We start from the raw sequence: 26876 nt of genomic DNA, 5'->3' as shown, positions 1-26876 counted from the left end.
CGACACCTGATCAGATGAGGAGAATTCCATGACCACTGCTTCCGGCGAGAGCAAATACCCGAATCTTCTGAAGCCTCTGGACCTGGGCTTTACCACGTTACGCAACCGTACCCTGATGGGGTCCATGCACACCGGCCTTGAGGAAGTGAAAAACGGTTTTGAGCGCCTGGCTGCTTTTTACGCTGAGCGCGCCCGTGGCGGCGTTGGTCTTATCGTGACTGGTGGTATAGGCCCGAATACGGAAGGTGCGGTATTCCAGCATGCGGCCAAGATGAATACCGAGGAAGAGTCCGACAAGCACAAGGTCATCACCAAGGCGGTGCACGACGAAGGTGGCAAGATCTGTATGCAGATTCTGCATGCTGGCCGCTACGCCTACTCTCCGGAGCTGGTGGCACCCTCTGCTATTCAGGCGCCCATCAACCCTTTCAAACCCAGGGAGCTGGACGAAGCCGGTATCCAGAAGCAGATCGACGATTACGTGAATTGCGCCGCTCTTGCGCAGCGGGCCGGCTATGACGGTGTCGAGATCATGGGTTCTGAAGGTTACTTCATCAACCAGTTTATCGTCGCTCACACCAACCACCGCACCGACCAGTGGGGCGGCAGCTACGAGAACCGTATCCGTCTGCCGCTGGAGATTGTGCGCCGGGTGCGTGAGCGGGTGGGTGAGAACTTTATTATCGTCTACCGGTTGTCCATGCTGGACCTGATTGAAGACGGCAGCACCTGGGAAGAAGTGGTTCACCTGGCCAAGGAAATCGAGAAAGCCGGAGCCACCATTATCAACACCGGTATCGGTTGGCACGAGGCCCGTGTTCCGACCATTGCCACCTCGGTGCCCCGGGCTGCATTTACCAAGGTAACAGCGCGCCTGAAGGGCGAGGTCAGCATTCCTCTGGTGACCACCAACCGGATTAACATGCCGGATGTCGCCGAGAAAGTCCTGGCGGACGGCGATGCCGACATGGTCTCCATGGCCCGGCCGTTCCTGGCCGATGCTGAGCTGGTGCTGAAGGCGGAGCAGGATCGTGCCGACGAGATCAACACCTGCATCGGCTGTAACCAGGCTTGTCTGGATCATACCTTCAGCGGCAAGCTGACCTCCTGCCTGGTCAACCCGCGGGCCTGCCATGAAACCGAGCTGGCTTACGTTAAAGCGGCGCAGCCCAAGTCCATCGCGGTAGTCGGTGCCGGCCCTGCGGGCCTGGCGTTTTCCACCGTGGCCGCGGAGCGTGGTCACAAGGTGACCCTGTTTGATGCCGGCAGCGAAGTCGGTGGCCAGTTCAACGTGGCCAAGCGTATTCCGGGCAAGGAGGAATTCTACGAAACCCTGCGTTATTTCCGGAAAATGCTCGACAAGACCGGGGTCGATGTACGTCTGAATACCCGGGTTTCCGCCGAGGAACTCAAAGCGGGTGGTTTCGATGAAGTGGTTCTGGCTACTGGTGTGGAACCCCGCACTCCGGATATCGAGGGCATTGATCGCCCGAACGTTATCGGTTACCTCGACGCCCTGTTGGAGCGCAAGCCCGTGGGCCAGCGAGTGGCGGTGATCGGTGCCGGTGGTATCGGTTTTGATGTGTCCGAGTTTATTGTCCACAAGGGCGATTCTCCCTCGCTGAATACCGAACACTTCATGAAGGAGTGGGGCGTGGACCTGTCGGTAGAGCATCGTGGCGGTATCCAGGGCGTTACGGCGGAAGTGCCGGCACCGGCTCGCGAGGTCTATCTGCTGCAGCGTAAGGCCTCCAAAGTGGGCAAGAATCTGGGCAAGACCACAGGCTGGATTCACAGAACCTCGCTGAAGAATCGCCATGTTCAGATGGTGCCGGGGGTGACTTATCGCAAGATCGACGATGAAGGTCTGCACATCACGGTTACGCCGAAAGGTGCAGAGCAGGGTGAGGACAAGATCCTGCCGGTGGATACCATCATTGTGTGTGCGGGTCAGGAGCCGCTTCGCGAGCTGCAGGCGGGTGTCGAGGCAGCAGGCATTCCGGTACACCTGATTGGTGGCGCCGATGTGGCGGCCGAGCTGGATGCCAAACGGGCCATTAACCAGGGCAGTCGACTCGCTGCGGAGATTTGATCACAAATCGTTGCAGTTTTTCTCTGTGCTTCGGCACTTGTCTGGCTAGACTATGTCGGAAAGTGTTTGAATTGGAACCAAAGGGCGCTGGCGAGCGTCCGGAACTGAGATTCCCGGGGCACGGAGAAGGTTGATGGTAAATGCCAGCCAGGCCGCTGAAGGTTATTCGGCGGTATTTTTTATGGACGGTAGCCAGGTTGCCCGGCAGATGAGGCTGTCGGAATTTGGCGCTTTCCTGGATGGCTATGTCGGTCTGTCAGACCTGGCCGAAACTGATGTCCGGGCGGTTCTCGTCAATCTCAGCTCCGATCTGAATGTGCGTTCTCTGGTGTTCTTCCGCATCTGGTTTGATGAGGAGGGGCGCGCAGACAGCCACTGGAATGTCCCCATTGAAGCTCTGGCAGAGCAGGGCGCCAAAGGCCCCAACATGGGGGGCGGCCCTATCAGGCTGGTGTGTCGTAGTCAGTGTCCGGATCCGGAGTTTGCCAATGAACTCTGGGACCCGGACATGACCCCCGGAAACAACCATTTTCAGGCCATTCGCAAGGCGGTTGACGCCAATACTCTCCGTTTTCAGAAGATCGAGCCCGAAGAAGAGAATATCCCGGTACTCACGGCCCCGACCCCGCAATCGAATAGTGACGATGGTAGCCGTGACCGCGCGCGTCTGGCTCAGGTCCTCCGCGAGCAACGGCTCAGAATCAAGACGCTCCAGAGCGTCCATCGGGATTCACTGGCTGACCTTCAGCGTGAGCATCGCAATGAAATGCAGGGGCTGCGCAGTGAGCTGGCGGACCTGGAGCAGCGACACGAACGCCTGAAACTGACCAACGAGCAATTGAAAAAACGCCTGTCCCAGCGCAATGAGCAATACCTCACCATGCAGGAGAAAATGGCTGAGGGCAGTGCCGAGCAGGGTAGGGAAGATGCCAACGCCAATGCCGAGACGGTGTTGTTGCGGGAACAGTTGGAGCGCAAACAGCGGGAGCTGGAACTGCGGGACGACAAGATTGTGGCGCTGGAGCAGGAAAACCATGAACTTCGCCATCGCCAGCCGCCGGAAGATTCTCTGCTGGAGCAGCTGCGCACCCAGGCGGTATTCCTGGTGGCCTATCACCCCGGTGTCGGCCACCTTACATTGCCCTACGAAGACATAGACACTTACTTCGGTAACCCACTGGCCTATGCCGCAGAGCGCTGTGGCATGAATGAGCCAGCCTATCGGGAATGGCTCGCCCACTACGAGCACCCCGTATGCAAACACGTGGATGGCGATGGCAAAGCCTGTGGTGAGCCAATCATGCGCGTGACCCAGCCGGCCGAATTCGAGCCCGGACAGGACGACCGCTGCGAGCAGCACAAGGACTGACCGGTATCTTTTTTCAGAATCTGCCCGAGTTTCGTTAAACTGTTTCCTGTTTCATTCAGAGACCACGGGACACTTCATGGACCAGTTCAGGAATATCGGCATCGTCGGGCGCATGGGCAGCGTCAAGGTGGTGGAGTCTTTACGGCAGCTCAAGCAGTACCTTACCGCCAACAATTACCATGTGATCATCGAGGAAGACACTTCCACCATGATTCCGGGCCATGGTCTGCAGGTGGCCAGCAAGAAGCTCCTGGGTGAGATCTGTGATCTGGTGATCGTGGTCGGGGGTGATGGTAGCCTGCTGGGCGCCGCCAGGGAGTTGGCCAAGTCCAAGATTCCTATTCTTGGCGTGAATCGCGGTCGACTGGGATTTCTGACCGATATCTCGCCGTCAGATCTTGAAGAGCGCCTGGCCCGGGTTCTTGAGGGCGATTACATCGAAGAGTCCCGGTTTTTGCTGGATGGCCATGTTGAGCGTAATGGCCAGCCATTGGGGTATGGCTCGGCATTGAACGACGTGGTTCTGCACCCGGGCAAATCCACGCGGATGATTGGCTTTGACCTGTTTATCGACGGTCATTTCGTCTACAGCCAGCGTTCAGATGGTTTGATTGTGGCGACGCCCACCGGCTCCACGGCCTATTCGCTGTCGGCTGGTGGCCCGATTATGCATCCGAAGCTGGATGCGGTGGTGCTGGTGCCCATGTTCCCCCACACCCTGAGCAGTCGGCCGATCGTGGTGGATGGTAAAAGCGAGATCAAACTGGTGATCGGCGAAACCAATGAGACCTATCCACAGGTCAGCTTCGATGGTCAGATGAACATTGCCTGTGCCCCGGGGGATATCATCAGAATCACCAAAAAACCATTCAAGATCCGTCTGATTCATCCCACCGATCACAATTTTTACGCGACCTGCCGGGACAAGCTGGGCTGGGCAAGCGAAATAGCAGCGAGTTGATCATGGCGGCAATCAAGACAACCGCACATCGCGGCTACGACGTTATTGGTGACATCCACGGCTGCGCCCATACCCTGGAGCGATTGCTGGAGCAGATGGGGTATCGGAAGCGGAACGGCATTTACCAGCACCCCAGCCGACAGGCCATTTTTATCGGCGATATTATTGATCGTGGGCCGAGAATCCGGGAAGCGTTGCACCTGGTGCGTGACATGGTGGAACACGGCTTTGCCCGAATTGTCATGGGCAACCACGAGTACAACGCACTGGGTTACTGCACCCGGGCACGGCCAGGCAGCGGCAAGAAATTTCTGAGGGAACACAATGCCCGCCACGATCGGCTGATCAAGGAAACCCTTGAGCAGTTTGATGCGTATCCACATGAATGGAACGAATTTCTGGAGTGGTTTTATAGCATTCCGCTGTTCATTGATGAGGATGGCTTCCGCGTGGTGCATGCCTGCTGGGATCAGACCCTGATTGATCAGTTCCGCCAGAGCCAGGGCGGCGCCTGTATCGACGAGGATTTCCTGCACGCCTCGGCGGCCATCGAATCCTTTGCCGGGCAGGTGATGGATACCCTGTTGCGCGGAACTGACCTGCGCCTGCCGGAAGGGATGTCCATTACGGGCCGGGATGGCTACGTCCGGCAGTTCTTCCGTACCAAGTTCTGGGCAGACGACCCGCAAACCTATGCAGATGTGGTGTTCCAGCCGGACCCGCTGCCGCCGGAGGTGGCCAGCAGGACTTTGCGCGAGGAGGAGCGCAAGCAGCTGATTACCTATCCACTGGACGCACCGCCGGTGTTTGTCGGGCATTACTGGATGGAGGGTGCCCCTGCTCCGCTCAAGCACAATGTGGCGTGTATTGATTTCAGCGCCGTGAAGTATGGCAAATTGGTGGCCTATCGGTTTGATGGGGAAAAAGTGCTCTCTTCGGACAAATTTGTCTGGGTTGATGTTGACCGGCCGGAGCAGCCCGATTACCCGACCAGCGAAGATAGTGTCGCCCGCTAACACCAGAGAGGTAGTTTTGGATAGTCCGTCGTCTTCCCCGATCACTCCTGGCGGCCGCTGGCAGCCGGCGCCCCGTCATGCCCCTTTTGTCATTGGCGTCATCGTGGTTGCCGTGGTGATGGTATGGCTGACCGGCATGGGGCAGAGCAATTTTGCCGCCGCTATGATGATTGTCGACCCCCGGCCGTTCAGCTGGGATACCTTCAGCACACTGGCAGGGCGCCTGGAAGCGCTCTCTATCACCCTTTCGGGAGGCCAGGTCTGGAGGCTGCTGACGCCGGATTTCCTGCATTTCAGCTGGACCCATATCATCTTCAACTCGGTGATGCTCTGGTTCCTGGGCAGTCAGATCGAATGGATGGACGGCCGGGCACGGCTGGTAGGACTGTTTCTGGCCACCAGTCTGGCGTCCAATCTTCTACAGTATCTGGTGTCCGGCCCGCTGTTCGGCGGGCTCTCGGGGGTGGTGTACGGTATTCTCGGTTATTGCTGGTTGAGCCAGCGAAGACTGCCGCGTTTCCAATTCCCGCCGGCACTCGTGACCTTTGCGCTGGTGTGGATGATCATTGGCTTTACGCCAGTGCCGGAGATGATTGGCGTGGGTCGCATGGCCAATGAGGCACACCTGGGCGGTTTTCTGGCCGGGTTGGCGATGGCGGCGATCATGCCTCCTCGTCGATACCGACGCTGAAACAAAAAAAAGCCCCACCAAAAGGTGAGGCTGTTAAAAGAGCTTTTAGCTCCTGATGAGAGAGACCAAATGATACGACCGTTGTCATTTGGTGAATTAATGATAATCGTTATCATTTTTAATTGTCAAACGGTCTTGGCATTTTTTTATATGAAGAAACGTTCAGGAGGCGGGAATGACATACGAAGAACTGATTGAGCGGCTGGACCCGACGGTTTACCGCAACCTGAAACGGGCCATTGAGCTTGGCAAATGGCCAGATGGTCGCGCGCTGACCCGTGAGCAGCGCGCTATCAGCCTGGAAGCGGTGATTTATTATGAAGAGAAGCACAACGTGCCGGAAGAACAGCGAGTGGGATACCTGGACCGTGGCGAGAAAGCCGGTACCGCTTGCGATCCGTCTGTGCAGTTCCGCAAAGATCGCCAGGGCAACAACGATGTGGACCCTGATCAGTTTGTTGAGGTCAAGGTTTGAGCGAATCCATTGACGTAACCGGCCGGCTTCGTAAGATGCCGGCCGAGGCCGGCGACCCGGTGGCCTATAACCTGGCCATCGGCGACAACCGCATTACCCTGAATGACCTTATTGGTCATAAGGTCCGGCTGAATTTTGATGGCGTGATTCGCTGTATTCATTGCGATCGCACCACCAAAAAGAGTTTCAATCAGGGCTACTGCTATCCGTGTTTCCGAAAGCTGGCCGCCTGCGACAGCTGTATCATGAGCCCGGAAAAATGCCACTATCACCTGGGTACCTGCCGGGAGCCGGAGTGGGGCGAGGCCAACTGCATGGTTGAACATGTTGTGTATCTGGCCAATTCCAGCGGCTTGAAAGTGGGTATAACACGGGCCACCCAGGTACCGACCCGCTGGATTGATCAGGGGGCGGTAACGGCGATACCGATGCTGCGGGTCGCCAGCCGTTACCTGTCTGGTCTGGTGGAAGTGGCGTGCAAGAACCACGTGGCTGACCGCACCAACTGGCGAGCCATGCTAAAGGGTGATGTGCCGGAGCTGGATCTGGTGCAGGAGCGTGAGCGGCTGTTGGACTTGATCGCAGACGACCTGGCGCAATTTCGGGCGCAGCATGGTGAAGAGAGCATACGAATTGTGGACGAAGCCACACTTGGGCTGGGTTATCCGGTTCAGGTATGGCCGGCCAAGGTGAAAACCCATAATCTGGACAAAACGCCGGAAGTGGAAGGCTTGCTGGAAGGTATCAAAGGCCAGTATCTGATGCTCGACACCGGTGTAATCAATATCCGCAAGTTTACCGGCTATGAAGTCCGGTTCCGGGTTCTTGACTGAATCCGCCATGTCTTTTCTCTGGAGAGTATGAATGCGAACCAACCAGCCACAAACCATTTACCTGAGTGAATATAAGGTTCCTGCGTATCTGGTTGATCAGGTGGATCTGCGTTTCGAATTATTTGAAGACGGCGCCCGTGTGCACAGTACCCTGACTGTGCGCCGCAACCCGGACTCCGGGGAGAGCGCTGCCCCTCTGTTTCTGCACGGTGATAGTCTGCAACTGGAATCGGTTGCCCTGAATGGCTCGCCTCTACGCACCGGTGAGTTCGAAGACCGTGGCGATGCGCTGGTCGTGCCCTCGGTGCCGGAAAAATTCGAGCTGCAGGTAGTGACCTGGATCGAACCTCAGAACAACACCCGGCTGGAAGGTTTGTACAAGTCCTCCGGTATGTTCTGCACTCAGTGCGAGGCGGAAGGGTTTCGCTGCATTACCTTCTATCCGGACCGGCCGGATGTCATGGCACGCTTCCGTACCCGTATCGAGGCAGACAAAAGCGCCTATCCTGTGCTGCTCTCCAATGGTAACCCGGTGGATAAGGGCGAGCTGGAAAATGGTCGCCATTTTGTCACCTGGGAAGATCCGTTCCCCAAGCCGGCTTACCTCTTTGCCCTGGTAGCCGGAGACCTGGTGGAGAAAAAAGACACCTTCACTACCTGTTCCGGCCGCAACATTGATCTGCGGATGTATGTCGAGCCCCGCAACGCGAAGAAGTGTGATTTCGCCATGGATGCCCTCAAGCGTTCCATGCGCTGGGACGAAGAGGTCTATGGGCGGGAGTATGACCTGGATATCTTCATGATCGTGGCGGTGGACGACTTCAATATGGGCGCCATGGAGAACAAAGGGCTGAATATTTTCAACTCTTCCTGTGTCCTGGCCAGTCAGGAGACTGCTACGGACGCCGCCTTCCAGCGTATCGAGGCCATCGTCGCCCACGAATACTTCCATAACTGGTCCGGCAACCGGGTAACCTGCCGCGACTGGTTTCAGCTGAGCCTGAAAGAGGGTTTTACGGTGTTCCGGGATTCCCAGTTCTCTGCCGATATGGGATCGCCGACGGTGAAACGAATAGAGGATGCCACCCTGTTGCGCACAGCACAGTTTGCCGAGGATGCCGGCCCCATGGCCCACCCGGTGCGCCCGGCGTCTTACATGGAAATCTCCAACTTCTATACCCTGACCATCTACGAAAAGGGTGCCGAAGTGGTTCGGATGATCCACAACCTCCTTGGTGACGAGATGTTCCGTAAGGGCAGCGATCTGTACTTCCAGCGCCATGACGGGCAGGCGGTCACCACCGATGATTTTGTTCGCGCTATGGAAGACGCGTCCGGGCGGGACCTGGGCCAGTTCCGGCTATGGTATGAGCAGGCCGGCACGCCGGTGGTTTCGGTGTCTGATGAGTACGACGAGTCGCGCGGTGTCTATCGACTTACCGTGCGCCAGAGTATTCCTGACACGCCGGGCCAGACCGGCAAGAAGCCGCAGCATATTCCGTTTGCGCTCGGGCTTCTGGGCGCTGACGGCCAGCCTCTGCCCTTGCAACTGAGTGGTGAGAGTGGCGAAGCGCCTCTGGAGCGGGTGCTGGAGCTGAGCCAGGCGGAACACTGCTTTGAGTTTGAGGGCCTGTCAGAGTGCCCGGTACCTTCTCTGCTGAGAGATTTTTCTGCCCCCGTGCGGGTGCACTACCCCTGGACGCGGGAGCAGCTACTGTTCCTGATGAGCCATGATCCGGACGGTTTTAACCGCTGGGACGCAGGTCAGCGCCTGGCCGTGGACGTTATTCAGTCTCTGGTGGGGGCTCCGGAGTCTGCCGGGGTGGAGCCGCGCCTGGTGGATGCCTATCGGTCGTTGCTGCAGGACAGCGAGCTGGATCAGGCTCTGATGGCAAAGATGCTGCAGTTGCCTTCAGAGGCCTATCTCATTGAGCTGGCGGAGCAGGCTGATGTTGCTGCCATTCACCAGGCCCGTGAAAAGGTGCTTGGTTATTTGGCTGAAGGCCTGCGGGATGAACTCATGGCCTGTTATCGGCGCAACGCCGGGCAGGGCGATTACCAGCTGACGCCCGAGGCCATTGCCCGCCGCAGTCTCCGTAACACCGCGCTGGGCTGGTTGCTGCATATTGGTGATCAGGAAGCGCTGGCGCTGGCCAAAGAGCAGTTCCGAGGCGCTGATAACATGACTGACCGGCTCGGTGCACTGCGAGCCTTGGTGAATTCTGATTTCGCGGAAGACCGTACCGAGGCCTTGGAGGCGTTCTACCAGCAGTTCAGCGACGACCCGCAAGTGGTGGAGCTGTGGTTCTCGGTTCAGGCCTCAAGTGACCGCGCAGGTCAGCTGCCGCAGATCCGGCAGTTGCTCGACCACCCGGCGTTTGACTGGAAGAACCCGAACAAGGTGCGCTCTGTGGTGGGTGCCTTTGCGGCCCAGAACCTGGCGGCATTCCACAATCCTGACGGCAGCGGGTATGAATTCCTTGCCGAGCAGGTATGCCGACTGGATGACAGCAATCCTCAGATTGCGGCGCGACTGGTGGCACCGCTGACCCGTTGGCGGAAGTTCGCGCCCGGGTATAGCAAACAGATGAAATCGGCACTGGAGCGGATTCGCGATAAAGCCGAGTTGTCCCGAGACGTGTATGAAGTAGTACACAAGAGCCTGGCAGACTAACGCCGGAGCCTGGCCCCGTGACTGATGCCGTGGGGCCCTTTGTCTGGCTGTGATTGTAAAGCCGTCGTCACAGCCGGATACAAAATCGCACTTTCGGTCGATAGACAATGTTGCCGGATCGGCTAATCTGTCAGAAAGTCTGTGATTGCATCAGACGATAACAAAAAGGCCCACAGAGGCTTCCAGACGGATTTAAGGTTGCACAATGAGATACAACAAAAACGTTTTGTTTGGCGGGTTGCTGGCTCTGTCCTTTGCTGCTTCGCCACTTCAGGCGGCAGTGTCTTCATCCGAGGCAGCGCGCCTTGGCCAGGATCTCACCCCGTTCGGTTCACCCAAGGCCGGTAACGATGCCGGCACCATTCCGGCGTGGGATGGCGGCCTGACGGAGCCGCCGGCTGGCTACGAGGGCAGCGGGCAGCACCATATCAATCCATTCCCCGACGACGAAGTGCTGTTTACCATTACAGCCTCCAACATGGATCAGTACAGCGAGTATCTGACCGATGGCGTCCGGGCGATGCTGGAAACCTACCCGACTACCTTCCGCATACCCGTGTATCAGTCCCGGCGCACCCACGCGGTGCCCGAATGGGTGGCTGAAAACACCCGTAAGAACGCGGTGAATGCCGAGATTGTGGGTGAGGCAGAGGGTATTGAGGGTGCCTTTGGTGGCTATCCTTTCCCGATTCTTCACGGCAATAACGAAGAAAAGGCCTGGCAGGTAATCTGGAACCACCTGACCCGTTGGCGCGGTGTGTCTGTCACCCGGCGCTCCAGTGAGGTGGCGGTTCAGACCAACGGCGACTACAGCCTGGTGACCTCTCAGCAGGAAGCGTTCTTCAACTTCTACAACCCTGAGGGTGGTGAAGAAGATCTGGACAACGTGATCTTCTACTATCTCTCGTTCACTCAGTCGCCACCCCGTCTTGCCGGTGGCGCCATTCTGATTCACGAAACCCTGAACCAGATCATCAATCCGCGCAATGGCTGGGGCTATAACGCTGGTCAGCGTCGTGTCCGCCGTGCTCCGAACCTGGGCTACGACTCACCGATTGCGGCCTCTGATAACCTGCGTACCGCTGATGACACCGATATCTTCAACGGTGCCATGGATCGCTATAACTGGGATTACGAAGGTGTTCGGGAAATCTACATTCCCTACAACAATTACCGGATCGGTGAGAAGGGTACGCCTTACTCTGAAATTCTGGGTATGTCCCACCTCAATCCTGATCTGACCCGCTGGGAGCTGCACCGCGTGCACGTGGTCGAAGCGACCCTCAAGGATGGTGAGCGTCACATCTATGGTAAGCGTCGCTTCTATGTGGATGAAGACAGCTGGAACACCGTATTGCTCGACCAGTATGACGGTCGCGGCAATCTCTGGCGTGTGACCATGGGTATTCCCAAGAACTACTACGAGTTGCCGGGGGTTTGGACGGTGCTTGATGTGTATCACGATCTCCAGGCCCGTCGATATCACGTGTTGGGTCTGGATACCGAAGAGCCGAATACCCGTGTATTTACCAATGATGTACCAAACACACGGTACTTCTCGCCAGCTTCTTTGCGCAGGCGAAGCGTACGCTGAGGCTTCGGCGCCGGTTTGATCCGGCGCCTGAGGCCACAAGCAGGATGTCGACCGGCGGCCCAGGGGGCTGCCGGTTTGTTTGCGAAGGCTGCTGCCAGTCGTGCAGCAGGCGCATCAGGATTTAACCAACGTAAAGGCAATCTGAATGGCTAAAAGGTTCATGTGCGAGACACTGGGAACTGCCTGCCTTGGCCTCTCTATGGCACTGGCAGCTCCAGCGGCATTTGCACTCGCGGATATTATCGAGACACCGGCGAGGCCAACAGAACTGGCTCCCCAGTCACTACTGACCGACGCAACCCGCGCAGGCGATCGAATCGTGTCAGTGGGTGAGCGTGGGCACGTAATCTATTCCGACGATCAGGGCCAGTCGTGGACGCAGGCCGAGGTGCCGGTGGCGGTCACGTTGACCGCCGTTGATTTTGGCACCGAGCAGCATGGCTGGGTGGTTGGCCACAGCGGTGTTGTGCTGCATTCCAGCGATTCCGGGGAGACCTGGGAGCTGCAGCTCGATGGTATTCAGGCCGCCGAGCTGGTGATTGCCAGCAAGGAAGACCAGATTGCTGAGCTGGAAGAGCGCATTGAACAGGCTCCGGAAGAAGAGAAGGCTGACCTGGAGTGGGCGCTTGACGATCTGTTCTTCGCCCTCGAAAACACCCAGGCAGATATGGAAATCGGGCCGGTTAACCCGTTCCTTGATGTCTGGTTCGAAGACGAGAACCACGGTTTTGTGGTGGGTGCCTATGGCATGATTCTGCGAACCCAGGATGGTGGGCAGACCTGGGAAGACTGGGCGCCGAAACTCGATAACCCAACCAACTTCCACTACAACAGCATCACCGAGGTAGCGGGTGGCGCGCTGGTGGTGGTCGGTGAAGCTGGTCAGATTCACGTTTCTGTTGACGGCGGCGAATCCTGGGAGAAGCGGGAAAGCCCATACGATGGCTCCCTGTTTGGCGTCACCGGAACCGGACGGGTGAACGAGGTGCTGGCGTTCGGCTTGCGGGGCAACACTCTGCTGTCGACCGATCTTGGCCGTAGCTGGACCATGGTGCCCAATGAGGGCGGCGCCACCCTGAATAACGCGGCGGTGGCCGAGGATGGACGCATTACCCTGGTGGGAAATGGCGGCGCAGTGCTGATGAGCACCAACAATGGTGAAAGCTTCCGCCCCTACTTCCGCAATGACCGGGAAGGTGTCATGGGTGTGGTTCCATTGCCGGGAACCAATCTATTGCTGGTCGGCGAAGGCGGTGTTGAGATTACCGACGCTCGCGGCCGGAACCTGAATTAACGCCCTGGTGTGGCATCAACGGATTAATGGATAGAGGGGTTTTTTAATGTCTGACCCGATGCATGACAGGGGTGAACATTACCTGACAACGCCCAAGGCGGAACCGTTCCTTGAGCGTTTACTTTTCAACAACCGGGCGCTGATCCTGATCGCCTTTTTTGTGCTGACGCTGTTTCTTGGCTACAACGCTATCAAGATCCAGCCGGATGCCAGTTTTGAGCGGATGATTCCGCTGGAGCATCCGTACGTCGTCAATATGCTGGATCACCGGGATGACCTGGACAACCTGGGTAACTTCGTCCGGATTGCGGTTGCCGTGGAAGAAGGCGACATCTTTACTGCCGAATACATGGAAACCCTCAAGCAGATCACCGATGAGGTATTCTATTTGAATGGGGTGGACCGTTCCGGCCTGAAAACCTTGTGGACATCGAACGTTCGCTGGGTAGAGGTTACCGAGCAAGGCTTCCAGGGCGGTACTGTGATTCCGGATGGCTACGATGGCTCCCGGGAGAGTCTGGAGCAGCTGCGCCAGAACGTATTGCGTTCGAACGAGGTGGGTCGTCTGATTTCAGACAACTTCAAATCCACGATTGTGTATGCGCCACTGTATGAGAAAAATCCGGAAACCGGCGAGGCTCTGGATTACGCAGCATTCTCCCGTGAGCTGGAAGAGAAGATCCGGGAGAAGTACGAAGCACAGAATCCGAACGTCAATATTCACATTGTTGGTTTCGCCAAGAAAGTCGGTGACCTGATTGAAGGCATCGGCTCCATTGCCTGGTTTGCCGGCATTACCATTCTGCTGACCACGCTGCTGCTGTTCTGGTATTCCCGCTGCATCGCCGGAACCCTGGTGCCGATCTTTACCTCAATCATTGCCGTGTTCTGGCAGTTGGGGGCCCTGCGGCTGCTGGGCTATGGCCTGGATCCATACTCGGTACTGGTGCCGTTTCTGGTGTTCGCGATCGGTATCAGTCATGGTGTTCAGATCGTTAATGCCATGGCGGTTGAGTCGGCCAAAGGTTTCGATGCCGTCACCTCAGCACGTCTGGCGTTCCGGGCTCTTTACATTCCGGGCATGCTGGCGCTGATTTCTGATGCTGTCGGCTTCCTCACGCTGGTGTTTATTGAAATCGACGTTATTCGTGATCTGGCTGTGGCGGCCGGTCTGGGTGTGGCGTTCGTCATTATCACCAACCTGGTGTTGCACGTTCTGATCATGTCTTACATCGGCATCTCCAAAGGCGGTGTCCAGCATGTTCAGAATCATGGTGAAAAGCAGGACCGCAAGTGGCGGGTCATGTCCTACTTCTCCCATCCGGGGGTTGCGCCGATTTCCCTGCTGATCGCGGTGATCGGCCTGGGGCTGGGCATGTACTACAAGCAGGACCTGAAAGTGGGTGACCTGGACCAGGGGGCGCCCGAATTGCGCCCGGATTCCCGCTACAACAAGGATAACGCCTACATCATCAACAATTATTCCACCAGTGCAGACGTGCTTGTGGTGATGGTGAAGACCCCGGAAGAACAATGTACCCAGTACAACGTACTCCGGGCCATGGACAGTCTGCAGTGGGAACTGCAGAACACCCCGGGTGTGCAGAGCTCCGCCTCCCTGGCTGATGTCTCCAAGCTGGTTACGAAGGCTCTGAACGAGGGTAACTGGAAGTGGTACGAGATTTCCCGCAACCAGACCATCATCAATGCCTCCATTCGTGACGCGCCGGCAGGTTTGATCAATACCAACTGCAGCCTCACGCCGGTTCTGGTGTTCCTGGAAGATCACAAGGCGGAAACTCTGGAAACGGTAGTCGAGCGGGTCGAGCAGTTCGCCGATGCCAACAGCAACGAGGAGCATACCTTCCTGCTGGCAGCTGGTAACGCCGGTATCGAAGCGGCGACCAACGAGGTGATCTCGAACGCCAAGGACATGATGCTGCTGCTGGTGTATGGCGTAGTGAGTTTGCTCTGCTTCCTGACCTTCCGCTCCATCCGGGCTGTGGCCTGTATTGTGATTCCGCTGGGCCTGACCTCCATCCTGTGTGAGGCGATCATGGCGGTGTCCGGTATAGGCATCAAGGTGGCCACGCTGCCGGTGATTGCGTTGGGTGTGGGTATCGGTGTGGACTACGGTATCTATATCTACAGCAAACTTGAAAAGTTCCTGCTGGAGGGCAAGACGCTGCAGGAGGCGTACTATGAGACCCTGCGCTCCACCGGTAAGGCCGTTATCTTTACCGGTGTGACTCTGGGTCTTGGTGTTGTGACCTGGATATTCTCTCCGATCAAGTTCCAGGCGGACATGGGCTTCCTGCTGTTCTTCATGTTCCTGTGGAACATGGTAGGGGCAATCTGGCTGCTGCCGGCCCTGGCGAGATTCCTGCTTCGCCCGGACAAGATGCTGGCGAAAGCACGGACTGCGAAGTCCTGAAAATCGCCCTGAACCAGCAAAAAAGCCCGCCTGTGCGGGCTTTTTTGTTGATAGGTCAGCTGGTTAGCGTGCTAATCCTTCCTTTATTTATCGCCAGAAGTGTTCTATGTTCTAGAACGAACCGGATGTTTGCCCGTATACCCGTGCGGGTGATCGACTATAACTATCAAGAAAAGGAAGAGCACACATGACACTGAAACTCAAAGCGTCCGCTTTTGCCGTTGCAGCCGCCGTGAGCCTGGGTGCCGCGTCCTCTGCGGTTTCCGCGCAGGAACAGCGCTTCGTGACCATCGGTACCGGTGGTGTTACCGGCGTTTATTATCCGGCGGGTGGCGCTATCTGTCGCCTGGTGAATATGGATCGCAAGGAGCATGGTATCCGTTGCTCGGTTGAGAGTACCGGTGGCTCCGTTTACAACCTGAACGCCATTCGCCAGGGCGAGCTGGATCTGGCTGTTGCCCAGTCCGACTGGCAATACCACGCCTACAATGGCACCAGCCAGTTTGAAGATGCGGGCAAGAACGAGAAGCTGCGAGCGGTATTCTCTCTGCATCCTGAGCCGTTCACAGTGGTGGCCAGCAAAGGTTCCGGCATCAAGACCTTTGAAGACCTGGAAGGCAAGCGCGTGTCTGTGGGGAATCCGGGTTCTGGCCAACGCGCCACAGCAGAAGTGCTGATGGATGAAATGGGCTGGACCATGGATAAGTTCTCGCTGGCGGCTGAGATCAAGGCTGCCGAGCAATCCCAGGCGCTGTGCGATGGCAACATTGACGCTTTCTTCTACACCGTTGGCCACCCCTCCGGTGCCATCAAGGAAGCCACCACGTCCTGTGACAGCGTAATTGTTGCCGTTGACAACAAGGCGACGGAAGCGTTGATCAAGGAAAACCCCTACTACCGTAAGGCAGTTATTCCGGGTGGTATGTACCGTGGTTCCGACGAAGATGTAACCACCTTCGGTGTGGCTGCTACGTTCGTTTCCTCAACTGACGTTCCGGAAGATGTCGTTTACGAAGTGGTCAAGGCCGTGTTCGAGAACTTCGACAGCTTCAAGCGTCTGCACCCTGCCTTCGGCAACCTGAAGAAAGAAGAAATGGTCTCTGATGCCCTGAGTGCGCCGCTGCACCCGGGCGCGGCCAAGTACTATCGCGAGGCTGGCCTGATCGACTGATCGGCCAGGAATATCAACAGAGCGGGCTGAGGCCCGCTCTGTTGATTCAGTAAGGTTATTTCCCATCACAGGAACATTCTATGGCAAAGAATGACCCCGGTACCGGGGCGGGAGTTGATGCCAGCAAGGTAGAACAGGTATTGCAGACCGAAACCGGAGGCCGGGCGCTGACCGGGCCTGCAGCGGTTATCCTGTTCATCGTTCCGGTGTGCTGGTCGTTGTTCCAGCTCTGGATTGCATCACCCCTGCCGTTCATTCTGAATTTCGGAATATTCAATTCCACCGAAGCGCGCTCAATCCATCTGGCGTTTGCGGTGTTTCTTGCATTCTCGGCATTCCCGATGATCAAGGGGGTGCATGCCAACAAGGTGCCCATATATGACTGGGTGTTGGCTTTGGCTGCTGCATTTGCGGCTTCCTATCTTTATGTTTTTTATGATGCTCTTTCGCAGAGGCCGGGGGCACCAACCACCATGGATCTCTGGGTGGCGTTGGGCGGCCTGGTATTGCTGCTGGAAGCTACCCGGAGGGCCCTTGGGCTCCCGCTGACTGTTGTTGCGGCGGTATTTATTGCCTACTCACTGGCCGGCCCTTACATGCCGGATGTGATTTCTCATAAAGGCGTGAGCCTGAACAAGCTGGCTTCCCACCAATGGCTCGGAACCGAGGGGGTATTCGGGGTTGCTCTTGGGGTGTCTACCAGCTTTGTTTTCCTGTTTGTGTTGTTCGGTGCCTTGCTTGAGCGGGCGGGAGCCGGTAACTACTTTATCAAGGTGGCTTACGCCATGCTGGGGCATATGCGCGGAGGCCCGGCCAAGGCGGCGGTGGTTTCCAGTGGCCTGAGTGGAGTGATTTCCGGATCCTCCATCGCCAATGTGGTGACCACCGGTACCTTCACGATCCCCCTGATGAAACGGGTCGGTTTCCCGGCAACCAAAGCCGGCGCGGTTGAAGTGGCTGCGTCCACCAACGGTCAGCTTACCCCGCCCATCATGGGTGCCGCGGCCTTCCTGATGGTCGAGTACGTGGGGATTTCCTATCTCGAGGTGATCAAGCACGCCATTCTGCCGGCACTGATTTCCTATGTTGCGCTGATTTACATCGTCCATCTGGAAGCCTGCAAGCTGAAGATGGAAGGGGTAGAGCGGCTGAATCGTCCAACCCTGGCCCAGCGCATGCTGAACTGGGTGGTCATTCTGATTGGCCTGATCGTACTGACCTTCGCGGTTTATTACGGGGTTGGCTGGACCAAAGGGGTGCTGGGTGAGGCTGCGCCCTGGGTGCTCGGGCCAATTCTGGTTCTGATCTATGCGGGACTGGTTGGATACGCCACCCGATTCCCGGAGCTGGAGGAAGACGATCCCAACAAAGATATGACCGAGTTGCCGGAGGTGGGGCCCACGGTTAAAACCGGGCTCTACTATCTGCTGCCGGTGGTGGTGCTGGTCTGGTGTCTGACGGTTGAACGCTTTTCGCCCCAGCTGTCTGCCTTCTGGGCAACCTTGTTCATGATCTTTATCGTTATTACCCAGCGGCCGCTGAAGGCATTTTTCCGCAAGCATGGCGGATTGATGTCTGAATTCACCGGCGGCATCAGTGACTTGTTCCATTCGCTGGCGACCGGCGCCAGGAACATGGTGGGTATCGGCGTTGCGACAGCAACGGCCGGCATCGTAGTTGGTACAGTGACGCTGACCGGTATCGGCCTGGTGATGACCCAATTCGTGGAATTCCTGTCTGGCGGAAATCTGCTGCTGATGCTCATCTTCACCGCTGTGATCAGTCTGATTCTGGGCATGGGGTTGCCGACAACCGCCAACTACATTGTGGTTTCCACCTTGATGGCTCCGGTTATCGTAACCCTGGGGGCCCAGAATGGCCTGATTGTTCCGCTGATTGCGGTGCACCTGTTCGTGTTCTATTTCGGGATACTGGCGGATGATACGCCGCCCGTGGGGCTGGCCGCCTACGCGGCGGCCGCAATCTCAGGAGCAGACCCGATCCGAACGGGTGTCCAGGGTTTTACCTACGATATTCGAACCGCCATTCTGCCGTTCATGTTCATCTTCAACACGCAGCTGTTGTTGATTGGTCTGACTGGCTGGTTTGATCTGCTGGTTACGGTGTTCAGCGCCGTCACGGCCATGCTGGTGTTCTCGGCGGCAACCCAGGGCTTCTGGTTCACCCGGAGCCGGAAGTGGGAAACCCTGTTGTTGTTGCTGATTACCTTCACCATGTTCCGGCCCGGTTTCTGGTGGGACATGATCTATCCGCCGAACGAAGAGCGGCCGGGGACCGCCGTTATGGAATACGTGGCGGATGTGCCTGCTGATGGTGAGGTGGTGCTGAAGGTATCAGGCATGGCGCTGGATGGCAGTGATGTCACCACCTACGTCGAGCTTGAGATCCCTGGAGGTGAAACCGCGCAGGAGCGCCTGGCGGGTGCAGGCCTGGAAGTGTCAGAGCAGGGCGGTGATCTGGTGGTGGATTTCGTCAACTTTGGCAGTGCTGCGGAAGATGCCGGTATCCAGTTTGGCTGGACCATTGATGCAGTCCAGATTGAGCTGGAGCGGCCACCGAAAGAGTTGATGTTTATCCCGGCACTGTTGCTGTTGGGTCTGGTCGCTTTCGGTCAGCTCAGGCGCAAGGCACGGGAGGAGGCCCAACCCCAGCCGGCCTGATTGGCTTCGGCTCCGTAAAAACCCGGCGTTGCTGCCGGGTTTTTTTCTGTTAGACTCGCCCTCAAATCCGGCTCGCGGTTTGTGTCGCGCAGCCCGGCAACCAAGTGATCTTTGGTATAGATCACCGCTGAGAAACCACGAGGAGATAAACATGCCCGTCATTACCCTGCCAGATGGCAGTCATCGCAGTTTTGCTGAACCCGTAACCGTACACGACGTTGCCGCAGACATTGGCGCGGGCCTGGCCAAAGCGGCCTTGGCCGGAAAGGTTAACGGAAAGCTTGTGGATACCAGCCACCTGATTGAAAACGATACAGAGCTGGCGATCGTGACGGAGCGTGATGAAGACGGCGTGGATATTATTCGCCACTCCACTGCCCACCTGATGGCCATGGCGGTTCAGGAGCTGTTCCCTGGCGCCCAGGTCACCATCGGTCCGGTAATCGAGAACGGCTTCTACTACGACTTCAAATATGAGCGCCCGTTTACCAATGAAGACATGGCGCGCATTGAAAAGCGTATGGAAGAACTCGCGAAACAGGATCTTCCGGTATCCCGCTCCATTATGTCCCGGGACGAAGCGATCAAGCTGTTTAACGAGATGGGCGAGGAGTACAAGGTTCGCATCATCGAAGACATTCCGGGAGAGGAAGACCTGTCGTTCTATCGTCAGGGCGACTTCATCGATCTGTGCCGTGGTCCTCACGTGCCCAGCACCGGTAAGCTCAAGGCCTTCAAGCTGACCAAGGTGGCCGGGGCCTATTGGCGTGGCGATACCAGCAATGAGCAGTTGCAGCGCATCTACGGTACTGCCTGGGGTAACAAGAAAGACCTCAAGGCCTACCTGCACCGCCTGGAAGAAGCCGAAAAACGGGATCATCGCAAGATTGGCAAGAAGCTGGGCCTGTTCCACATGCAGGAAGAAGCCCCGGGTATGGTGTTCTGGCATCCGGATGGCTGGTCCCTCTATCAGGAGGTGGAACAGTACATGCGTGTCCAGCAGCACAAGCATGGCTACAAGGAGATCAAGACGCCTCAGGTGGTGTCGCGGACCCTGTGGGAGAAGTCCGGCCACTGGGACAAGTTCAAGGATGACATGTTTACCACTGAGTCCGAGAAGCACGATTACGCCATCAAGCCCATGAACTGTCCGTGTCACGTGCAGGTGTTTAATCAGGGGCTGAAGAGCTACAAGGATCTGCCGCTGCGCCTGGCCGAGTTTGGCTCCTGTCACCGGAATGAAGCTTCTGGCGCGTTGCATGGCCTGATGCGGGTGCGTGGTTTTACCCAGGATGATGCCCATATCTTCTGTGAGGAAGATGCTATCCAGGAAGAAGTGTCTGCATTTATTGCCATGTTGCACGAGATATATGCAGACTTCGGCTTCAGTGAAATTCTTTACAAGCTGTCCACCCGCCCTGAAAAGCGGGTAGGGTCGGACGAAGTCTGGGACAAAGCCGAGGCAGCGCTCGAGCAGGCGCTGAACCGTGAAGGGGTTGACTGGGAGCTGTTGCCGGGCGAAGGTGCCTTCTACGGCCCGAAGATCGAGTTTTCTCTGAAAGATTGCCTCGGTCGGGTATGGCAGTGTGGTACCATCCAGGTCGACTTCTCGATGCCGGGTCGTCTGGGGGCGCAGTATGTGGCCGACAATTCCGAGCGCAAAACGCCGGTTATGCTGCATCGGGCTGTACTGGGTTCCTTTGAGCGCTTCATCGGTATCCTGATCGAGGAGTACGAGGGTGCTTTCCCAACCTGGCTGGCACCGACACAGGTTGCTGTCCTGAATATTACCGATAAACAGCGTGATTACTGTCAGAATCTGGCCAAAAAACTGGATTCTTTAGGCTATCGGGTTAATGCTGACTTGAGAAACGAGAAGATCGGCTTTAAAATCCGCGAGCATACTCTAAATAAGGTTCCCTATCTGGTTGTTGTTGGCGATAAAGAAATCGAGAACAACGCCGTTGCCGTCCGGACACGTAAGGGCGAAGACCTGGGAACCATGTCGGTCGACGATTTTGAAAAGCTGCTTGCAGCCGACGTCGAGCGCAAAGGTAGAACCAAAACGGAGATCTGATTATTAAACAGCGAGCGAATCGGGGTGGGCGCGCACCCAAGGCGCCTATCAATGAGAACATTGACGCAACTGAAGTCCGACTGATTGATGCCGAAGGCAATCAGGTCGGGATTGTTCCGATCGAAGACGCACTGCGTATGGCGGAAGAGGCGACCCTGGATCTGGTGCAGGTTACGGATTCCGATCCGATCGTCTGTAAGATAATGGACTACGGCAAGAAGATCTTTGAAGAGAAAAAGGCCAAGGCGGCTGCCAAGAAAAAGCAGAAGCAGACGCAGGTCAAAGAGCTGAAGTTCCGACCAGGAACGGAAGAAGGGGATTATCAGGTCAAACTACGCAACCTGTTACGTTTCCTTGAGAACGGGGACCGCGGCAAGATCACAATCCGGTTCCGTGGACGTGAGATGGCACACCAGGAAATTGGTATGAAGCTCATGCAGCGGATTGAGGAAGATGTGGCAGAAATAGCCCAGGTTGAGATGCGGCCGAAAATGGAAGGCCGGCAGATGACTATGGTTATCGCACCCCGCAAGAAGAAGTGAACCTGATCCGATGACGGGTCCCCCGCATTAGCGGGGGATTTGTCGTTCAGGGGCACAATTGTTTATCCAAAATAGAATGCGGAGTTTTAAAAATGCCGAAGATGAAAACCAAGAGCGGAGCTACCAAGCGGTTCAAGAAGACCGCCACTGGCTTCAAGCACAAGCAGTCCTTCACCAGCCACATCCTGACCAAGAAGAGCCCGAAGCGTAAGCGTCAGCTGCGCGGTACCAAGCTCATCGCCAAGTCGGACGTAGCGTCTATCAAGCGCATGACCGCGTGCTGATTCAGCCGCGCGAATCATTCCTTAGAAAGTAAAGGTAGAAGGATTAAAGTATGGCTCGTGTAAAGCGTGGCGTGGTAGCACGTCGTCGTCACAAGAAGATTCTCAATCAGGCCAAAGGTTACTACGGTGCCCGTAGCCGTGTTTACCGCGTTGCCAAGCAAGCGGTTATCAAGGCCGGTCAGTATGCCTACCGTGACCGTCGCAACCGTAAGCGTGCATTCCGCGCTCTGTGGATTGCCCGTATCAACGCTGGCGCCCGTGCAAACGGTCTGTCTTACAGCCGTCTGATCGCTGGTCTGAAGAAGGCGAATGTTGAAATCGATCGTAAGGTTCTGGCTGATCTGGCCATGAACGAACAGCAGGCGTTTGCCGCTGTTGTTGAGAAGGCCAAAGCGTCCCTGTGATCGCTTAAGCTCTTTCATCGATTGCTGATCGATCCGGGCGCCCCATGTTTCATGACGGCGCCTTCTGATAGGGGAAGGGCACGCTCTTCCCCTATTTTTGTTTTAACCTACCCCATTTCTGGTTTGGAGCAGGGTCAATGGAAAACCTGGAGCAACTGGTTCAGGACGGGTTGAATGCCGTAGAAAAGGCCGACAACCTGCAGGCGCTTGATCAAATTCGTGTGGAATACCTCGGCAAAAAGGGTGTGATTACCCAGCAGGCAAAAACTCTGGGCAAGCTCTCTGCGGAGGAGCGCCCTGCGGCCGGCCAGAAGATCAATGAAGCCAAGGGGCAGGTGGAGCAAGCCATCAACGCACGGCGGGCAGATCTTGAGAAAGCGGCCATTGAAGCCAGGCTTGCGGCGGAATCCATTGACGTAACACTGCCGGGAAGGGGGCAGGACCTGGGTGGTTTGCATCCGGTAACCCGCACCCTGCAGCGCATTGAGGAAATCTTTGCCCGTGCCGGTTATAGCGTAGAGCAGGGGCCTGAAATCGAAGACGATTACCACAACTTCGAAGCTCTGAATATTCCCGGGCACCACCCGGCTCGTGCCATGCACGATACTTTCTATTTCAATCCGGGTACCTTGCTCCGTACCCACACCTCGCCGGTACAGATTCGGACCATGGAGGCAGGCAAGCCACCGTTCCGCATGATCTGCCCCGGACGGGTCTATCGCTGTGATTCCGATATGACTCACACCCCTATGTTCCATCAGGTGGAAGGTCTGCTGGTGGAGAAGAATGTCAGCTTCGCGGACCTGAAAAGCACCGTGGAGGAATTCCTCAGGGTTTTCTTTGAGCGGGATCTGAAAGTTCGCTTCCGTCCCTCCTACTTCCCGTTCACCGAACCATCGGCGGAAGTGGATATTGAATGGGGACGTGAGCCGGATGGCAGCATCAAGTGGCTGGAAGTGATGGGCTGCGGCATGGTGCATCCGAAAGTGTTCGAATATTGCGGTATTGATTCCGAGGAATATCGCGGGTTTGCTTTTGGTCTGGGTGTCGAGCGCCTGGCCATGCTTCGTTATGGAGTAAAAGACCTGCGTATGTTCTTCGAAAACGACCTGCGTTTCCTTCGTCAGTTCCGTTGATACGACACCAGGAATTGGCGTAACAGGCTCAGAATCAACCGAATCAGGACAGGACCAGGATAATGAAATTCAGTGAACAGTGGCTGCGCGAGTGGGTAAACCCGAACATTGGCTCTCAGGAGTTGATGGACCAGATCACCATGGCGGGGCTGGAAGTCGACGGCTTTGAGGCCGTGGCTGGCGAATTTTCCGGCGTGGTTGTGGGTGAGGTCGTTTCCGTTGCGCCCCATCCGGATGCCGACAAGCTGCGGGTGTGTCAGGTGAGCAATGGCGAGCAGACCGTGCAGGTGGTCTGTGGTGCCCCCAATGTTCGCGACGGGCTGAAGGTGCCTTTTGCCGAGGTGGGCGCTGTGCTGCCCGGCAATTTCAAGATCAAGAAAGCCAAGCTCCGGGGGCAGCCCTCCGAGGGTATGCTGTGTTCGGAATCCGAGCTGGGCTTGTCCGATAACCATGACGGCCTGATGGAGCTCCCGGAGGATGCCCAGGTTGGGCAGCCGGTGGTTGACTATCTGAAGCTGAATGACATCACCATTGATGTGGATCTGACCCCGAATCGCAGCGACTGTCTGTCCATCAAGGGCCTGGCCCGGGAAGTGGGCGTGTTGAACAGCCTGGTCACCAATGCGCCTTCCATTCCGCACGTGGAAGCGGTGCACTCGGAAGTGCCTGATATCCGGGTGGAAGCCCCTGAGGGTTGCCCCCGTTATCTGGGGCGTGTTCTGCGAAACGTCAATCTGCAGGCAGAAACGCCGCTCTGGATGCAGGAGAAGCTGCGTCGTTCCGGTATCCGTTCCATTGATGCGGCGGTGGATGTCACCAACTACGTCATGCTGGAACTGGGCCAGCCCATGCATGCCTTTGACCGGGATGAGATCAAAGGTGGGATTGTTGTGCGCATGGCTGGCTCGGGCGAAAAACTGGTATTGCTGGACGGTCAGGAGGTCGAGCTTACTCCGGAAACTCTGGTGATTGCCGACCACGAGAAGCCAGTGGCCATTGCCGGTGTGATGGGGGGCGAGCATTCCGGGGTGAGTGAGAAAACCCGGGATCTGGTGCTTGAATCCGCCTATTTTGACCCGATCACGCTGGCCGGCAAGGCTCGTCAATATGGCCTGCATACAGATGCCTCCCACCGTTTTGAGCGGGGCGTGGATTATGAGCTGGCACGGGATGCCATGGAGCGGGCAACCGGTCTGCTGATGGCTATTGTCGGGGGTGAGCCCGGCGAAATTGTCGAAGTGGCCAGCAAGGAACACCTGCCAAAGGCGCGGGTGATTGATCTGCGTGAGCAGCGCCTGGCGGATGTGTTGGGGCTTAGAATTGACCGCACTACCGTTGAAGAGATTCTCAGCCGGCTTGGCCTGCACATCGACAAGCTGTTGAAAGACGGCTGGCGTATCAGTGTGCCCAGCTTCCGGCCGGATATTTCCATCGAAGAAGACCTGATCGAAGAGGTCGGTCGCATTTTTGGTTATAACAATCTGCCGGTCACCGAGCCAACCGGCTCGCTTGGGCTGCGGGCCCGGGAAGAAGCGGTTCGGCCGCTGTCTGCTGTGCGTAACTTTTTCGTCGCCCAGGGCTACCAGGAAGCGGTGACCTACAGCTTTGTTGATCCCAAGGTTCAACAGCTGGTGGATCCGGAACGTGAGGGGATTGCGTTGGCCAATCCCATCTCGTCGGATCTTTCGGTGATGCGCACGACGCTGTGGAGCGGCCTGCTTAAAACCGTGGGCTACAACCAGAACCGGCAGCAGCCCCGTATTCGTCTGTTTGAGACCGGTTTGCGATTCGTTCAGGATGCCGATGGCATCAGTCAGCAGCCGATGCTGGCAGGGGTGGTGGTTGGTAACCAGAATCCCGAAAACTGGGTAAACGGTCGCAGAACCACGGATTTCTTTGATGTAAAAGGGGAATTGGAAAGCCTGTTCCGACTGCTTGGCATCGAGGTTGATTTTATTGCCAGCCAGCACCCTGCGCTGCATCCGGGCCAGACGGCGGAACTGTTGAGGGATGGCGAGCATGTGGGCTGGCTGGGTGCACTGCATCCACAAGTTCAGAAAAATCTTGAACTTAATGGCACGATCCTGATGTTTGAGCTATTCTTGAATTCGATCGTTGCCGGTTATGTGCCTAATTTCAAAGATATTTCAAAATTCCCGGAAGTTCGCCGGGATTTGGCTATCATTATCGGGAGCGATGTGGCGTTCGCCCAGGTAGAACATGTGGCCCGTAAACATGCTGGCGAGCACCTCACGGCGTTGCGTGTGTTTGATGTCTATGAAGGTGAAAGCCTGGGTGAGGGTAACCGAAGCCTGGCTCTGAGCCTGTTCTGGCAGCATCCTGAACGCACGCTTAACGAGGACGAAGTGCATTCGCTCTTCAATGGGGTTATCGATGCCCTGAAGGAAGAGTTGGGGGCAACACTGAGGAGTTGACAGATGGCGGCTTTGACGAAAGCGGACATGGCGGAGCGCTTGTACGAGGAGTTGGGGCTTAACAAGCGGGAAGCCAAGGAAATGGTGGAAGCTTTCTTCGACGAAATCAGAGGCGCACTCAGCCACAACGAGCAGGTGAAGTTGTCGGGTTTCGGCAACTTCGATCTCAGGGACAAGAAGCAGCGACCGGGACGGAACCCGAAAACGGGTGAGGAAATTCCCATCAGTGCACGGCGCGTAGTTACGTTTCGACCAGGTCAGAAACTGAAGCAGAAAGTAGAAGCGTATGCTGGAACCCAGTCATAACAATGAGCTCCCGGTTATTCCGGGGAAGCGTTATTTCACCATTGGTGAAGTAGCCGAGCTATGTGCGGTCAAGGCGCATGTGTTGCGCTATTGGGAGCAGGAATTCCCGCAGCTGTCGCCGGTCAAGCGCCGGGGCAATCGCCGTTACTATCAACGCGCGGATGTGATCACCATCCGCCAGATCCGCAGCCTGCTGTACGATCAGGGCTACACCATTGGTGGTGCCAAACAGAAGCTCAGCAGCAGCGAAGTGAAGGATGATACCTCACAGTACAAGCAGTTGATCCGTCAGATGATCACCGAGCTTGAGGAAGTGCTGGATGTGCTGAACACGCCGGTGCGTTGAGGCAGCCGTAAGCCTGTCTGCATTGAAGAACGACAAAAGGCCAGAGTGGCGCGAGCTGCTC

Annotated in this window: 21 protein-coding genes; all 21 read left to right on the top strand. The window is 56.7% G+C overall.

The features are described 5' to 3' along the window. Positions 1-28 precede the first annotated feature (28 nt). Positions 29-2092 carry an NADPH-dependent 2,4-dienoyl-CoA reductase gene (locus Q675_RS23050; protein ID WP_011785547.1) on the top strand — a complete coding sequence of 688 codons (2064 nt, stop codon included), beginning with the start codon at positions 29-31 and terminating at the stop codon, positions 2090-2092. A 133-nt stretch (positions 2093-2225) separates the two neighbouring features. Then, the gene (locus Q675_RS23045) at positions 2226-3461 is read left to right on the top strand and encodes a DNA repair ATPase (protein ID WP_023010633.1); all 1236 of its coding nucleotides are present in this window, start codon (positions 2226-2228) and stop codon (positions 3459-3461) included. Between the two features lie 76 nt (positions 3462-3537). Then, a complete protein-coding gene (locus Q675_RS23040) occupies positions 3538-4422 on the top strand; it encodes an NAD(+) kinase (RefSeq protein WP_011785545.1) in 885 nt (294 codons plus the stop codon). 2 nt (positions 4423-4424) lie between these two features. Beyond that, positions 4425-5438 carry a metallophosphoesterase gene (locus Q675_RS23035; protein WP_011785544.1) on the top strand — a complete coding sequence of 338 codons (1014 nt, stop codon included), beginning with the start codon at positions 4425-4427 and terminating at the stop codon, positions 5436-5438. A gap of 16 nt (positions 5439-5454) precedes the next feature. Then, on the top strand, positions 5455-6129 hold the full coding sequence (locus Q675_RS23030; protein WP_011785543.1) for a rhomboid family intramembrane serine protease: 675 nt from the start codon (positions 5455-5457) through the stop codon (positions 6127-6129). Positions 6130-6304: 175 nt separating this feature from the next. Then, positions 6305-6604 (top strand): YeaC family protein, encoded by a 300-nt coding sequence (locus tag Q675_RS23025; protein ID WP_011785542.1) that lies wholly within the window; start codon positions 6305-6307, stop codon positions 6602-6604. Then, a complete protein-coding gene (locus tag Q675_RS23020; RefSeq protein ID WP_031211007.1) occupies positions 6601-7437 on the top strand; it encodes a DUF2797 domain-containing protein in 837 nt (278 codons plus the stop codon). Before Q675_RS23025 ends, Q675_RS23020 begins: the two co-directional genes overlap by 4 nt. Positions 7438-7468: 31 nt before the next feature. Next, positions 7469-10111 (top strand): aminopeptidase N, encoded by a 2643-nt coding sequence (gene pepN, locus Q675_RS23015; RefSeq protein ID WP_023010631.1) that lies wholly within the window; start codon positions 7469-7471, stop codon positions 10109-10111. Positions 10112-10316: 205 nt separating this feature from the next. Beyond that, positions 10317-11705 carry a DUF1329 domain-containing protein gene (locus Q675_RS23010; RefSeq protein WP_023010630.1) on the top strand — a complete coding sequence of 463 codons (1389 nt, stop codon included), beginning with the start codon at positions 10317-10319 and terminating at the stop codon, positions 11703-11705. A gap of 145 nt (positions 11706-11850) precedes the next feature. Then, positions 11851-12999, top strand: a complete 1149-nt coding sequence (locus Q675_RS23005; RefSeq protein ID WP_023010629.1) for a WD40/YVTN/BNR-like repeat-containing protein — start codon at positions 11851-11853, stop codon at positions 12997-12999. A 46-nt stretch (positions 13000-13045) separates the two neighbouring features. Beyond that, positions 13046-15433, top strand: a complete 2388-nt coding sequence (locus Q675_RS23000; protein WP_023010628.1) for an efflux RND transporter permease subunit — start codon at positions 13046-13048, stop codon at positions 15431-15433. Positions 15434-15620: 187 nt separating this feature from the next. After that, positions 15621-16604 (top strand): TAXI family TRAP transporter solute-binding subunit, encoded by a 984-nt coding sequence (locus tag Q675_RS22995; RefSeq protein WP_011785536.1) that lies wholly within the window; start codon positions 15621-15623, stop codon positions 16602-16604. Positions 16605-16684: 80 nt separating this feature from the next. Then, complete coding sequence (locus tag Q675_RS22990; RefSeq protein ID WP_023010627.1) at positions 16685-19285, top strand: TRAP transporter permease; 2601 nt, start codon at positions 16685-16687, stop codon at positions 19283-19285. A gap of 151 nt (positions 19286-19436) precedes the next feature. After that, complete coding sequence (thrS, locus tag Q675_RS22985) at positions 19437-21362, top strand: threonine--tRNA ligase (protein ID WP_023010626.1); 1926 nt, start codon at positions 19437-19439, stop codon at positions 21360-21362. Beyond that, positions 21359-21904 carry a translation initiation factor IF-3 gene (infC, locus tag Q675_RS37795; protein ID WP_081698830.1) on the top strand — a complete coding sequence of 182 codons (546 nt, stop codon included), beginning with the start codon at positions 21359-21361 and terminating at the stop codon, positions 21902-21904. Before thrS ends, infC begins: the two co-directional genes overlap by 4 nt. A 92-nt stretch (positions 21905-21996) precedes the next feature. After that, a complete protein-coding gene (rpmI, locus tag Q675_RS22975) occupies positions 21997-22188 on the top strand; it encodes a 50S ribosomal protein L35 (protein WP_007151842.1) in 192 nt (63 codons plus the stop codon). Between the two features lie 50 nt (positions 22189-22238). Continuing rightward, positions 22239-22592, top strand: a complete 354-nt coding sequence (rplT, locus tag Q675_RS22970) for a 50S ribosomal protein L20 (RefSeq protein ID WP_011785532.1) — start codon at positions 22239-22241, stop codon at positions 22590-22592. A 137-nt stretch (positions 22593-22729) separates the two neighbouring features. After that, complete coding sequence (gene pheS / locus Q675_RS22965; RefSeq protein ID WP_011785531.1) at positions 22730-23728, top strand: phenylalanine--tRNA ligase subunit alpha; 999 nt, start codon at positions 22730-22732, stop codon at positions 23726-23728. A gap of 62 nt (positions 23729-23790) precedes the next feature. Next, entirely contained in the window at positions 23791-26163 is a 2373-nt protein-coding gene (pheT, locus tag Q675_RS22960) for a phenylalanine--tRNA ligase subunit beta (RefSeq protein WP_023010625.1), read from the top strand. A 3-nt stretch (positions 26164-26166) separates the two neighbouring features. After that, the gene (gene ihfA / locus Q675_RS22955) at positions 26167-26469 is read left to right on the top strand and encodes an integration host factor subunit alpha (protein WP_011785529.1); all 303 of its coding nucleotides are present in this window, start codon (positions 26167-26169) and stop codon (positions 26467-26469) included. Beyond that, positions 26450-26815 carry a MerR family transcriptional regulator gene (locus Q675_RS22950; RefSeq protein WP_011785528.1) on the top strand — a complete coding sequence of 122 codons (366 nt, stop codon included), beginning with the start codon at positions 26450-26452 and terminating at the stop codon, positions 26813-26815. Before ihfA ends, Q675_RS22950 begins: the two co-directional genes overlap by 20 nt. The last annotated feature ends 61 nt before the right edge of the window (positions 26816-26876 follow it).

The sequence above is a fragment of the Marinobacter sp. EN3 genome (assembly GCF_000475315.1).
GTDB classification, from domain to species: Bacteria; Pseudomonadota; Gammaproteobacteria; order Pseudomonadales; family Oleiphilaceae; genus Marinobacter; species Marinobacter nauticus.
Note: the sequence above shows the minus strand (reverse complement) of the source record. Positions and strands in the feature narration are given on the sequence as shown.